The 13,408-nt window shown below is 39.5% G+C and carries 13 protein-coding genes and 1 tRNA gene; 7 read left to right on the top strand and 7 right to left on the bottom strand.

Annotated elements, in window-relative coordinates:
• Nucleotides 1-17 precede the first annotated feature (17 nt).
• The 6 genes from DBU79_RS05230 to der form a co-directional block, all read right to left on the bottom strand.
• Entirely contained in the window at nucleotides 18-1,781 is a 1,764-nt protein-coding gene (locus DBU79_RS05230; protein ID WP_154411754.1) for an OmpP1/FadL family transporter, read from the bottom strand.
• The gene (locus DBU79_RS05225) at nucleotides 1,778-2,395 is read right to left on the bottom strand and encodes an HP0838 family lipoprotein (protein ID WP_154411753.1); all 618 of its coding nucleotides are present in this window, start codon (nucleotides 2,393-2,395) and stop codon (nucleotides 1,778-1,780) included. The genes DBU79_RS05230 and DBU79_RS05225 overlap by 4 nt, the downstream gene beginning before the upstream one ends.
• A 19-nt stretch (nucleotides 2,396-2,414) precedes the next feature.
• A complete protein-coding gene (locus DBU79_RS05220; protein ID WP_001236606.1) occupies nucleotides 2,415-3,020 on the bottom strand; it encodes an LPP20 family lipoprotein in 606 nt (201 codons plus the stop codon).
• A 545-nt stretch (nucleotides 3,021-3,565) separates the two neighbouring features.
• Nucleotides 3,566-3,642 (bottom strand) — tRNA-Arg (locus DBU79_RS05215).
• 57 nt (nucleotides 3,643-3,699) lie between these two features.
• Nucleotides 3,700-3,984 carry an HU family DNA-binding protein gene (locus DBU79_RS05210; protein WP_045004700.1) on the bottom strand — a complete coding sequence of 95 codons (285 nt, stop codon included), beginning with the start codon at nucleotides 3,982-3,984 and terminating at the stop codon, nucleotides 3,700-3,702.
• Nucleotides 3,985-4,125: 141 nt separating this feature from the next.
• Nucleotides 4,126-5,514: a ribosome biogenesis GTPase Der gene (gene der, locus DBU79_RS05205; protein ID WP_154411752.1), complete on the bottom strand. Its 1,389-nt coding sequence runs from the start codon at nucleotides 5,512-5,514 to the stop codon at nucleotides 4,126-4,128.
• 76 nt (nucleotides 5,515-5,590) lie between these two features.
• On the opposite strand from der, the gene DBU79_RS05200 reads away from it, so the two are divergent.
• From DBU79_RS05200 to DBU79_RS05170, 7 genes are all read left to right on the top strand, one after another.
• Nucleotides 5,591-6,472, top strand: a complete 882-nt coding sequence (locus DBU79_RS05200) for a hypothetical protein (RefSeq protein ID WP_154411751.1) — start codon at nucleotides 5,591-5,593, stop codon at nucleotides 6,470-6,472.
• Between the two features lie 86 nt (nucleotides 6,473-6,558).
• Entirely contained in the window at nucleotides 6,559-7,347 is a 789-nt protein-coding gene (locus tag DBU79_RS05195; protein ID WP_154411750.1) for a spermidine synthase, read from the top strand.
• Between the two features lies 1 nt (nucleotide 7,348).
• Entirely contained in the window at nucleotides 7,349-7,939 is a 591-nt protein-coding gene (coaE, locus tag DBU79_RS05190; RefSeq protein ID WP_154411786.1) for a dephospho-CoA kinase, read from the top strand.
• Between the two features lie 58 nt (nucleotides 7,940-7,997).
• Entirely contained in the window at nucleotides 7,998-9,359 is a 1,362-nt protein-coding gene (gene gatA / locus DBU79_RS05185) for an Asp-tRNA(Asn)/Glu-tRNA(Gln) amidotransferase subunit GatA (RefSeq protein WP_154411749.1), read from the top strand.
• Between the two features lie 9 nt (nucleotides 9,360-9,368).
• Nucleotides 9,369-10,814 (top strand): IMP dehydrogenase, encoded by a 1,446-nt coding sequence (gene guaB / locus DBU79_RS05180; RefSeq protein ID WP_154411748.1) that lies wholly within the window; start codon nucleotides 9,369-9,371, stop codon nucleotides 10,812-10,814.
• A gap of 121 nt (nucleotides 10,815-10,935) precedes the next feature.
• Nucleotides 10,936-11,616, top strand: coding sequence for a F0F1 ATP synthase subunit A (locus tag DBU79_RS05175; protein ID WP_000401209.1), 681 nt, complete (start codon nucleotides 10,936-10,938; stop codon nucleotides 11,614-11,616).
• 322 nt (nucleotides 11,617-11,938) lie between these two features.
• Nucleotides 11,939-12,187 (top strand): RNA-binding protein, encoded by a 249-nt coding sequence (locus DBU79_RS05170; protein WP_000790555.1) that lies wholly within the window; start codon nucleotides 11,939-11,941, stop codon nucleotides 12,185-12,187.
• Nucleotides 12,188-12,406: 219 nt separating this feature from the next.
• Here DBU79_RS05170 and DBU79_RS05165 read toward each other — a convergent pair whose 3' ends face one another.
• Nucleotides 12,407-13,228 carry a glycosyltransferase family 25 protein gene (locus tag DBU79_RS05165; protein WP_154411747.1) on the bottom strand — a complete coding sequence of 274 codons (822 nt, stop codon included), beginning with the start codon at nucleotides 13,226-13,228 and terminating at the stop codon, nucleotides 12,407-12,409.
• Nucleotides 13,229-13,408 lie beyond the last annotated feature (180 nt).

Here is a 13,408-nt window from a genome sequence, read left to right as displayed (position 1 = left end):
TGATGATTTGGCATGTTTTACCAGCGATAGCCTAAAGAGGCGCTAAAGATTCTCAATTGCCCAATGGTTGGGGATTGATACAAGCTGGAGCGGTTGCTCTTAAAAGTGAAACTCCCCGCTACGCCTAAATCAAAGCCCCTAAAATTGTATTTAGTCCCAAAAGCTACGGTATAGCCATTAGAATCCGGGATACCTATCGCGTCTTGAGGGCTTGGGGCTTGGTCATAATCAATAGCGCCCATCAAACGCAAGCTTTTCCCCATGTAAGTTACCCCTAATCTAAAGGTGTTGGTGTCCCTCCAGCCAGCCCCCATGTTCATCACGCTTTTAAAATTCGCTAAGCCTACCATTTTTTTAAGCGTTTCAGAGTCTAGTGAAGCCACTGTCCCACTCAAGCCCTTGTAAGTAGCGTTCGCAAAATCAGGGGTTACTAAGAATTTATTCCCTTGACTCCAAAAGGTGCGCTCAAACACCCCCTCAATCCTTAGGCGATCTTTAAAAAATTGGTGGGCGTAGGCTAGGCTTAGGGTTTGGGGGAGTGAAACATTGATATTCAAACTGCCTTTAGTCAAAACGCTCCCTAAAGAAGGGCCAAGCTCTGTGATAGCCACTAAACCGCCTTTCATATTGAAAGTAACTGAAGAATTATACACCACCGAAAACATCCCATGATCAAACACACGCAAACTCGAACCCACTCTATAGCCCCCCGATACGCCTTGCCCGTTAGATTTTTGCACGACTTGAGTCGTGCCATAAAGATTCGCGCTCGCTTTGATTAAACCGCTATAACCCATGATTTTTTTCAAGCCGTTATAAAACTCTTGACAGCTTTGATCGCTCATATCCCCACCGGCTTTTTGGCAATTAAGCGCCGGCTGGTAGCCAATATTGCCTAATAAAGTCATCATATTGCTTGGCACTTGATCGGCAAAAACATTGTTGGGTAAATTTAAAATCTGTTCCGCGCTCAAAACCGAAGCGCCCTCTAAAGGCACATAAACGGTGTTATTAAAGCTCCCGGTCGCATAAAGCCCCCTTAAACCCACCCCCACAGAAAAGCGCTTATTAACAGTATAGCTCATGCTAGGGGCAAGCTCTACCATCATGATAAACACATCATGTAAAAATTCCCCCCCCTTACCATTCCATTTCATGCCTAGTCCGCTAGGAGCGGTGAAACTCCCCCCAAAAGTGAAGCCGTTATGCGTGCGCGTTTTATAAAAGAATTTGGGTAAAACGAAATTAGTCGTGCCCGTCCAGCCATTCACGATTTGAGTATCAGGATTTGAAGCGAGGGTTACGACTTTTTGATTGGTTAGATTCATAAGCCCTTGAACACGATTGATTGCTTGTTGTAAGCCATTGGTAGCAGCCGTATTGCCAAGCGCTTTAAGGATATTGCCAAGCCCTATAGTGTTGATGATGCCTAAAATATTTTGTTGGCTTTTATCAATTTCTAAACTCGTAACCGAATACAAGCCTTGATTAGTCGTAGGGACTTTAAAGCTAAAGGCCGGGATATTGATCACGGTGGTGGTCATTTCAAATTCGCTTCTGTTTTCACCCCAATCGTTAGTAAAGCCCATATTCGCCGGGTTGTAAAAGGAAGCGTCAGCGCCCCTAGCCCCAGCGACATACGCCGAGCCTAAAGCCGTGCCATTTAGGCTTTGCTCTTGGATTTTAAAGCCATTGGCATAAGAAAGCAAGGGCAGGCTCAGAGCGATTAAATGGCGTTTTTTGAGCTTTTTAAAGTAATAAAGTGGGGAAAAGTTTTTCATTGAAGCTCGCTATCAGCGTTTTCATTATCTTCTAAATCTTGTAAAGAAGGCTCATAGGGTTCAATCCTAATAGCAATTTTTTGCGTCAAATTCTGGAAAGAAATCAGGCCATTTTTTCTTTCATAAAGGATAATTTCCCCGCTTTTTTGAAACCTTTGGATCACGTATTCAGGGGTTAAGTGGCGCTTGCCTAAACCTTTAAAAATATCCCTCCCTAAAACAATGTCATCAAACAAATCCCCATAGCTCACGTTACCAAACAAATCCCTTGCAGCAATCCATTTAGCCGAACATTTTTGGCTAAAACAAATGTTTCGTTTAGTCATATAAATATCGCCCACTCTTTGGCTGAGCTTGTAAAGGGTTACTTCAATATTATGGTCTTTATCGGTTTTAATCGTGCCGTAATCATAAAAGCGAAAAACCGGCGTGTTAATATAAATGAGCCTGAATTGGCGCAAGGCATTCAAAGTCTCTTCTCTTTTTTTATTGGCTTCTTCTTGTCTGATTTGCTCCCTAGTTTTGGGGGTTTGCTTAGAAAAAGGGTGCTTGGAGCAAGAGACAAAAAAAAGCGTCATGAAAAATAATAAAAAAGCGCTTCTAAAATACCGCATGGTTATAGAGTAAGAGGGTTTATCCTCTCGCTCCGCTCAAAATACGATACCAAATCCTGCCGTCTAATTTAAGCTCCATGCTCACTTGACACAAGCCGTCTTTATAGATGGTCTCAGTGATTTCAGCGTTACGAATGAGAGCGTTGACTCTGGTTTTAATCACGGAATTTTGTAAAACCATGTCTTTGACGGTGTCTTGAGCGTTCACTCTAATACCATACATTTTTTCACCCAATTGGCGGTAGCCATCAACAATAGCCGCTCGCTTGGCCAAAGCCAAGGCTTGAGAGGGCGAAATGGTGGATTCTGGAGCCACACCCATGCCCACTGCGTTCAATTCAATGACATTATTAGGCGTGAGAATGGGGGTGTTAGGGATAGCGTTAGTGGGGTTAGAGCTGATGATAGGCTGATTGTTATTTTCAAAGCGTGGGCTTGGGAGAGGCTGAATGCTCTTTCTGGGGGTGAAATTGGTTGGAGGATAAATGGGGGCTTGCAAGCCATTAGCTGAAGGGGGGATTAGCTGGGCGTTAGTGTTACGCTTTTTAAAGAGACTGCAACCGCTTATCAAAAGAGTGGCAACGAGCAACGAATTAATACCAAAAAAGGCAGTGTGCAAACGCATGGGCATTTCCTTAAAATGAGTTGATCAAGTCTATTATATCATTTTTGAATGGATTTGTCATGCGGATATTCTTAACTAATCTTATAAGGCTAGTGAGCTTTAAGTTTAAAGTCTAGGGGGTTATGATTTATTTTTTGGCTTTCCTAAAATTTTTAATAGGGATAACTCAATTTTTAAAAAAAGGGGATTTTAATGGCTTTGTTTTATTGTTTTAAGATTTTATTTTATGATAAAACTCATTTTTTAAGTTTGATTTTTAAACCCATTTTCTTAAAAGGATAGGGGGCATTTTGAAAAATCCTCCCCTACAACCCACAACTAAAACCCCCCTAAAAAGCGCTTTTTTAAGAGATTATCGCTTGTTTTTTGAAAGATCTTTTTAATTGTAAAAAATGCTTTGAATATTTTTTAAATAAGATAAGAAATAAAATATTTTTTTGAGTGCTTTTTAAGGATAAGGTTAAATTTTTAATTCCTTTTAACTACCTTTTTCACAAACAACACAAACAACGACTAAATCCCTATGGTAGTGAAAATAGCACGAATGGTGTCCTTGGCGGGATTCGAACCCACGACCTTACGATTAGGAATCATACGCTCTATCCAGCTGAGCTACAAGGACATTTTATTAAGAAAGCAAGAAACTCTATTGATAAGCCCCTTGCTGAGTGGATCAAATTTACTTGCCTTCTCCAACTTTTTGTTTAAGGATTTTGCCGGGTTTGAATTTAGGCACTCGTTTGTCTTCAGTTTTATAAGTTTTATCGCTTCCTGGCACTTTACCTTCTTTGCCTTTTTGCTCTGCGGTTTCAAATTTGCCAAAACCAATCAACTCCACGCTCTCACCCTTGCTTAAAGCTGTTTCTACCGCTAGAGTAAAGGCGTTGATCGCTTCTTCAGCTTCTCTTTTGCTGTTGTATTTACCCGCTTCTTTAACCAAATCAATAAATTCCGCTTTGTTCATGTGGATAACCCCTTTTCTAATAGATGCCAAAACCAAGCGATTTAGTTGCTTAGCCTGACTGATTGAGCGGTAATTATAATCAAATCCTAAAGATAAATCAAGCAAAAACGCTTTTTTAAGGGGGTTTAATGCATAAAAAATTTAATTCTGTTGAGCGCTCTTTTTATCTTTAGCGTTAAGGATTAAGGGCGTGCCTAAAAAATTAAATTCTTTCCTTAAGGTGTTAATCAAATAGCGTTTGTAACTGAAATGCAAGGCTTTAGGGCGATTCATTACAAGAGAGATTTGAGGGGGTTTGGTGGCAAATTGCGTGGCGTAATACACTTTCACTAATTTACCGCCATCGCTTGGCAAGGGGTGTTTTTGGGTGGCTTGAAAAATCACGCTATTGAGCAAGCTTGTGGGAATGCGTTTGGAAAAACACCCATAGACTTCTATGATTTTATGCTTGATTTCATCTATATGGCGTGCTTTTAAGCAGCTGGTTGTGATCACAGGAGCGTATTCTAAAAAGCGGAATTTCCTTTTTAAGGTCGCCATGATCTCTTCATAAGGGGCATAGCGGATGTCCCATTTGTTTAAAATAAGAATGATGCCTAAAGAGTGTTTATCTGCTAAGGAGCTGATCTTTTCGTCTAATTCCACAAAAGGAGCGCTCACATCTAAAACTAAAAGCGCGATGTGGGATTTTTCTAAGGCTTTTTGCGTGCGTTCTAGCGCGTATTTTTCAATGCCTAAAATTTTACCCCTATGCCTGATGCCAGCGGTATCCACAAAGCAAATTTTTTGATCGCCTATTAGAATGGTTTCATCTATGGGGTCAATGGTCGTGCCAGCCACGCTAGAGACAAGACTCCTTTCTTTTTTTGTGAGCGCGTTTAAAAGCGAGCTTTTGCCCACATTCACCCTCCCAATGATGCCTACTTGAATGATCTCTTCTTCTTTAGTTTCTTCTAAAGCGTCATTAGGGGTTTCTAAGCTTTCTAAAATATCCGCATCCAGATCTTGCTCTATGATTTGGTTTAAATTCAATGCGTTCAATACCGCATCAATCAATGCGCTAATGCCCCTATTGTGCGAAACGGAGATGTTAAAACTCTTGGGAATGCCAAAAGAAGAAAACGCATAAGCTCGCTCTTTTTCTTTGTCGTTGTCAATTTTATTGATCACTAAAAAGCAGTTAGGGTTGGTTTTAAAAACCTCTCTAAAAAGTTTGAGATCTTCATCGCTAGGGATAGACTTGCCATCCACAACATATAAAATCAAATCGCTTATTTGAGCGGCTTTTAAATTAAGGGCTTTGATTTCTTTAGACAAAAGAGCGTCTTTAGCCATGCCCCCTGTATCCAGCAATTCCACTTCATGGCCATTCAATGCGATTTTTCGTTTGTTAATGTCTCGTGTAGTGCCTGCAAAATCTGAAGTGATAGCGATCCTTTCTCTAGCCAGGCGGTTAAATAGTGAACTTTTCCCCACATTAGGCTGGCCTAAAATCGCAATGGTTTTTAAAGTTTTATGGCTTGTATTCATCTTTTTTATCGCTTCAATTTAATCAAAATTAGATTACAATATTATAGTTATTTAAAGCTTAAATAAGGGTCTAGCATTGTTTTTAGTCAAAAAAATAGGCGTGGTAATAATGATTTTAATATGCTTTTTAGCTTGCTCGCAAGAGAGGTTTATTAAGTTGCAAAAAAAAGCCCAAGAGCAAGAAAATGACGGTTCTAAACGCCCTAGCTATGTGGATTCGGATTATGAAGTCTTTAGCGAAACGATTTTTTTACAAAACATGGTGTATCAGCCTATAAAGGAAACAAACGCTTTTTTCCAACTGACTAACGACGAAGACAATGACCCTAAAGAAACTCCTGTGATTTTGTTGAATGAGCCAAGCGATAATAATGAAAAAAACCCGCCCTTATACCAAAATGATCCCCATAACAACACTAATAATGCCAATAATGATACAAAAAACCCATTCCTTTACAAGCCTAAAAGAAAAGCCAAAAATCCAAAACTCATTGAATACTCCCAACAAGATTTCTACCCCTTAAAGAACGGGGATATTATCATGAGTAAAGAAGGGGATCAATGGTTAATAGAAATCAAATCCAAAGCCTTGAAGCGTTTTTTAAAAGATCAAAACGATAAAGATCGCCAGATCCAAACTTTCACTTTTAATGACACTAAAACGCAAATCGCGCAATTTAAGGGCAAAATTTCTTCGTATGTTTATACCACCAATGACAGCGATTTGAGTTTAAGGCCTTTTTATGAATCGTTTTTGTTAGAAAAAAAGAGCGATGATCTTTATACGATAGGGGATAAGGCTTTAGACGCCATTGAGATTTCAAAGTGTCAAATGGTGTTAAAAAAGCATTCAACCGATAAATTAGACAGTCAGCATAAAGCCATCAGTATTGATTTGGATTTTAAAAAAGAGCACTTTAAGAGCGATACGGAACTTTTTTTAGAATGCCAAAGTTAGGGCGTTTATTGCGACAATTTAGATTTTTTTGGGTAGCATGTTAGCGTTTCAAAGGCATGGATATTATTAAAAAGTAAGGAATGTTTATGTGGATCACCCAAGAAATCACGCCGTATTTGCGTAAAGAATACACCATAGAAGCGAAATTATTAGATGTTAGAAGCGAGCATAATATCTTAGAGATTTTTAAATCTAAGGATTTTGGTGAAATTGCGATGCTTAACCGCCAGTTATTATTCAAGAATTTTTTGCATATTGAAAGCGAGTTGCTCGCTCATATAGGGGGTTGCACCAAGAAAGAGCTTAAAGAAGTTTTGATTGTGGATGGGTTTGATTTGGAATTAGCCCACCAGCTTTTTAAATACGACACGCATATAGATTTTGTGCAAGCGGATGAAAAGATTTTGGACAGCTTCATTAGTTTTTTCCCCCATTTCCATGAAGTGAAAAACAACAAGAATTTCACGCACGCTAAACAACTTTTAGATTTAGACATTAAAAAATACGATTTGATTCTTTGCTTGCAAGAGCCGGATGTTCATAAAGTGGATGGTTTAAAAAGAATGCTTAAAGAAGATGGGGTGTTTATTTCGGTAGCCAAACACCCGTTATTAGAGCATGTGAGCATGCAAAACGCCCTTAAAAACATGGGCGACTTTTTTCCTGTTGCCATGCCTTTTGTAGTGCCTTTAAGGATTTTAAGCAATAAGGGTTATATTTACGCTTCTTTTAAAACCCACCCCTTAAAAGATCTAATGACGCCAAAAATAGAAGCGCTAAAAAGCGTGAGGTATTATAACGAAGACATTCATAGGGCCGCATTCGCTTTGCCTAAAAATTTACAAGAAGTCTTTGAAGACAATATCAAATCTTAAAATGATCTTAAAAAACGCTATCGCTCTCACAGGGGGGATAGGCACCGGTAAAAGCACCACCATTAAAATATTAGAATCGCAAGGCTATGAAATTTTAGATGCGGATAAGATCGCCCACCAATTATTGCAAGAGCATCGGTTAGAAATCGCCCAACATTTTGGATCAGATATTTTAGAAAAAGATATTTTAAACAGGAAAAAACTTGGCGCGATCGTGTTTAAAGACCCTAATAAATTAAAATGGCTAGAGGATTTTTTACACCCCTTAATCCGTGAATGCATGCTTAAAAAAGCCTATGAATTAGAAAAGAATTATCAAGCGTATTTTTTAGACATCCCTTTGTTTTTTGAAGTGGGGGGTAAAAAACGCTATCCTGTGAGTAGGGTGGTTTTAATCTATGCGCCTAGGGCTTTACAAATTGAGCGCCTTTTAGAGCGAGACAAACTCAAAGAATCTGAGATTTTGCAGCGCTTATCTTGTCAAATGGATATAGAGCAAAAACGCGCCATGAGCGATTACATTATAGACAACAGCTCCAGTTTAAAAGATTTAAATAAGCAGGTTGAACGCTTTTTAAAAACGCTCTTATAAGCTCGTTTTGTCTCTAAGCATGTTAAACTACCATTAAATTTTTTGTAAGGCTAAAAACATGATCACTTTAAAACAAGCCCTTTCTTTATCCCAAGATGAATTAGAAACCCTTAAAAACGAAATTGACGCTAAGGTTAGAGCTTCAGATTTGAACGCTTATATTAAAGCCCCTAGCCTTAATGGCGCTAGCGCTAAGGGTGTGCCAATCCTTATTAAAGACAATATCAGCGTTAAGGGGTGGGAAGTTACTTGCTCCAGTAAGATTTTAGAAGGCTATATCGCTCCCTATCATGCGAGCGTGATTGAAAACTTGCACCAAAACAGCATGGCAGGGTTTGGGCTTTCTAACATGGACGAGTTTGCGATGGGAAGCACCACGGAGTCTAGTTGCCATGGGATCACTAAAAACCCACGAGATAAAAACAGAGTGCCTGGAGGGAGTAGCGGAGGAAGTGCAGCAGCTGTGGCTGGTGGCTTAGCGGTGGCGGCTTTAGGGAGCGATACGGGCGGGTCTATCAGGCAGCCGGCGAGTTATTGCGGGTGCGTGGGGTTAAAACCCACTTATGGGAGGGTGAGCCGTTATGGTTTGATTGCGTATTGTTCTAGTTTTGATCAAATCGGGCCTATCACGCAAAATGTGGAAGACGCTTCTATTTTATTTGACGCCATTAGCGGGCATGATAGCAAGGACTCCACGAGCGCGAATCTCAAACCCACGCAAACCTTTAAAAACCTTAATAGAGAAAAACGCTTTAAAATCGCTATTTTAAGAGATCACATTAAAGATGCGAGCAATGAAGTGCAACTCGCTTATGAAAACACCCTTAAAGCCTTGAAAGAAATGGGGCATGAGATTGTGGAAAAAAAGATGTTGGATTCGCATTATCAAATCTCTATTTATTATATTATCAGCATGGCTGAAGCGAGTTCGAATCTGGCCAGATTTGATGGGGTTCGTTACGGGAGGAGGGCTCAAAACATTAAAGATTTGAAAGAGTTGTATCTCAAAAGCCGCGCTGAAGGTTTTGGCGATGAGGTGAAACGGCGTATCATGTTAGGGAATTTTGTCTTAAGCAGCGGGTATTATGACGCTTATTATTTGAAAGCCCAACAAATGCGTTTGATGATTAAAGAGCAATACAACAAGATTTTTGAAGAAGTGGATTTGATTTTCACCCCTGTAGCTCCCACGAGTGCCCACTTATTCAATCACCATGCAAGCCCTTTAGAAATGTATTTGAGCGATATTTACACGATTGGGGCGAATTTGAGTGGTTTGCCGGCGCTTTCCTTGCCGGTCGCTAAAGATCCTTTAGGCTTGCCCATAGGGATGCAATTCATTGCTAAGGCTTTTGATGAGCAAAGCCTTTTAGATGTTTCTTACGCTTTAGAGCAGGAATTAGATTTAAAATTAGATTAAGGATAGAAAATGAGAATTTTACAAAGGGCTTTGACTTTTGAAGACGTGTTGATGGTGCCTAGAAAATCTAGCGTTTTACCTAAAGATGTGAGCTTAAAATCTCGCTTAACTAAAAACATTCGTTTGAATATCCCTTTTATTAGTGCGGCTATGGATACGGTTACAGAGCATAAAACCGCTATCGCTATGGCGCGCCTTGGGGGTATTGGCATCGTGCATAAAAACATGGATATTCAAACGCAAGTCAAAGAAATCACTAAAGTTAAAAAAAGCGAGAGCGGGGTGATTAATGATCCTATTTTTATCCATGCGCACAGGACGCTAGCGGACGCTAAAGTCATAACGGATAATTACAAGATTTCAGGCGTGCCTGTGGTAGATGATAAGGGGTTGTTGATTGGGATTTTAACCAACAGAGATGTGCGCTTTGAAACCGATTTGAGTAAAAAAGTGGGCGATGTGATGACTAAAATGCCTTTAGTTACCGCTCATGTGAGCATTAGTTTGGAAGAGGCTAGGGACTTGATGCACAAGCATAAGATTGAAAAATTGCCCATTGTGGATAAGGATAATGTTTTAAAAGGCTTGATTACGATTAAGGACATTCAAAAACGCATTGAATACCCTGATGCCAATAAAGATGATTTTGGGAGGTTGAGAGTGGGGGCGGCTATTGGAGTGGGGCAGTTGGATAGGGCTGAAATGTTAGTTAAAGCTGGGGTGGATGCGTTGGTGTTAGACAGCGCACATGGGCATTCAGCTAATATTTTACACACTTTAGAAGAGATTAAAAAAAGCTTGGTGGTGGATGTGATTGTGGGGAATGTGGTAACTAAAGAAGCCACAAGCGATTTGATTAGCGCGGGAGCGGACGCTATTAAAGTGGGTATTGGGCCAGGAAGCATTTGCACCACTAGGATTGTGGCTGGGGTGGGAATGCCTCAAGTGAGCGCGATTGATAATTGCGTAGAAGTGGCGTCTAAATTTGATATTCCTGTGATTGCAGATGGAGGGATCCGCTATTCAGGCGATGTGGCTAAGGCTCTGGCTTTGGGGGCATCAAGCGTGATGATAGGCTCTTTACTCGCTGGCACAGAAGAATCACCGGGGGATTTTATGATCTATCAAGGGAGGCAATATAAAAGCTATAGGGGAATGGGCAGCATTGGGGCTATGACAAAAGGGAGTTCTGATCGGTATTTTCAAGAGGGCGTGGCGAGTGAAAAATTAGTCCCAGAAGGCATTGAGGGGCGTGTGCCTTATCGTGGTAAGGTTTCGGATATGATTTTCCAATTAGTGGGGGGCGTGCGCTCTTCTATGGGGTATCAGGGGGCGAAAAATATTTTGGAATTGTATCAAAACGCTGAATTTGTAGAAATCACTAGCGCGGGGTTAAAAGAAAGCCATGTGCATGGCGTGGATATTACTAAAGAAGCCCCTAATTATTATGGGTGAATTTTAAAAGAAAACAAGACAAATCGTTAAAAAACTCGTTAAAAAGCTTGGTTTAATGAGTTTTTAAAACTTAATTGCTACAATTAAGGAAATTTTCAATAAGGCTTAGAGAAACTTTTTCATGGAACACAGAGTATTTACTATTGCTAATTTTTTTAGCTCCAATCATGATTTTATCACCGGGTTTTTTGTCGTTTTGACAGCGGTTTTGATGTTTTTCATTTCGCTTGGCGCGTCGCGCAAAATGCAGATGGTGCCTATGGGTTTGCAGAATGTGTATGAGAGCATCATTAGCGCGATTTTGAGCGTGGCTAAGGATATTATAGGCGAAGAATTAGCCCGCAAATACTTCCCCCTAGCAGGCACGATCGCTTTGTATGTCTTTTTTTCCAACATGATAGGCATCATTCCTGGTTTTGAATCCCCTACGGCTAGCTGGAGCTTTACGCTGGTTTTAGCGCTGATTGTGTTTTTTTATTACCATTTTGAAGGCATTAGAGTGCAGGGCTTTTTTAAGTATTTCGCTCATTTTGCAGGCCCTGTGAAGTGGCTCGCCCCTTTCATGTTCCCTATTGAGATCATCTCGCATTTTTCTAGGATCGTGTCTTTATCGTTTCGTTTGTTTGGGAATATCAAGGGCGATGACATGTTCTTGCTCATCATGCTTTTATTAGTGCCTTGGGCGGTTCCTGTAGCGCCCTTTATGGTTTTGTTTTTTATGGGGATTTTACAAGCTTTTGTTTTTATGATCCTCACTTATGTGTATTTGGCAGGGGCTGTTTTAACTGATGAAGGGCATTAAGCAAAACGTTCTTGTTTGGCTTTAATATTGTTTTTTAAAACTTTGTTTTATGGTAAAGCTTTTAAAAGGATAGGGGGTGATTTTGAAACCATGTTCCCCTTATCTTTTGATAACGCTTTTTAAAATTACCGCTTGCTTGTGTAAGTTCTATTTTATTATCAATACCCAATTTTAATAGCTTTTATAATTTTTTAAGCAATCATTAGATAAAATCCACTATACTTCTGTTTTGGATGTGTTTGGGTTTTAGAAGTGTTACTTTTTTATAACTTTTTCATATTCTTATGGGTATGTTGTCATTTTTTTACCGGAGAATTTTATCTTGAAAAACATTTATGTAGGGAATTTGGTTTATAGCGCTACCAGTGAGCAAGTCAAGGAGCTTTTCAGCCAATTTGGCAAGGTGTTTAATGTCAAGCTGATTTATGACAGAGAAACAAAAAAACCTAAAGGTTTTGGCTTTGTGGAAATGCAAGAAGAGGGCGTTAGGGAAGCGATTGCTAAATTGGATAATACGGATTTTATGGGCAGAACGATTAGGGTAACCGAAGCCAATCCTAAAAAGTCTTAATCTTAAAGCATTAGAAAATTAGAAAATAATTTTCTAATGCGCTTCATTCTTTTAATGCGTCTTATTTAGATTGCTTATAGAGGCTAAAAGGGGTTAAAACCCTTTTAAAATCTACTTAAAATTTTAATCCATTTTTAAAAGCGGTTAAAAACTGGTTTTGTTCTAATCAAACAGGGATAGCTAAAGCTTTAAAACGCTCTTTAGTATTTTTATTATTGATTATACAAACTGCCAATATTTCAAATATTTGAAATGGAGTTCTCTCATTAAAGCGATTTTAGGGCTATAGGGTTCTTCTTTTCGCGCTATCGTAGAGATTTGCTCATCATCAGCGATCACAAAAGGTTGTAACACCAGATTTTTCACGCCATGGATAAAAGTAGCGTCCATTATCGTATCCACAGGAACAACCCATTTTCGGCTGTGTTTCAAAAAAACTTTGGCAATCTTGGGCGTGATTACATAGCCTTGCGTCCCCACCCCATGACTATAAGCTTTAATGATCCCCACACGCTCTTGTATCTCGTGGTTTTTATGGCTCAATGGCTCACTTTTCACGCTGGCATCATACAATAAATGCATCAAGCGGATATAACCTAACTCTTGGATGTGTTTTTCTAAAAAATCCAAGCCCTCTTTAAAATCCTCTTTCAAGGTTATATCGTCTTCTAAAATACAGATCGCTTCATTGAGCTCTATGCATTTTTCCCACAAGGAATAATGGCTCGCATAGCACCCAAGCTCCCCCAAGCTCATAAACTTCGCATGGTATTTTAAAGCGTAATAAAACTTAGAAACCTCACTGATGAGACTGGTTGTAATCCCCATGTCTTTGATATTTTGCGTGATGAAATAAGGGTGTAAATGCTTTTTCACTAAGGGGTGCAACCCGCCTTCAAAAGTTTTAGAATAAATCGCATCAAAAATTTGCGCTTGGTGGTGGGTAGCATTGATGCTATTGAGTAAAGTCGTGGTGTCTCTAAAAACCAAACCAAATTTATCGCACACTTTTTGATTTAAAGAAATGATAAAAACACGCAAAGCTTAGACTCCCATAATTTTTAATAGAGTATATCGTTTTTAGGCTCTGTTTTACAATAAAACTCTTAAGAGAATAGGGGGCATTAAAATAGTTCTCCCCCCTACAACCCCCAACTAAATCCCCACAACCCCCTAAGGAGCGCTTTTTTGATCAAACAAGTTCTTTTATTATATTGATTG

The sequence above is a fragment of the Helicobacter pylori genome (genome assembly GCF_009689985.1).
Classification (GTDB): domain Bacteria; phylum Campylobacterota; class Campylobacteria; order Campylobacterales; family Helicobacteraceae; genus Helicobacter; species Helicobacter pylori_CG.
Note: the sequence above shows the minus strand (reverse complement) of the source record. Positions and strands in the feature narration are given on the sequence as shown.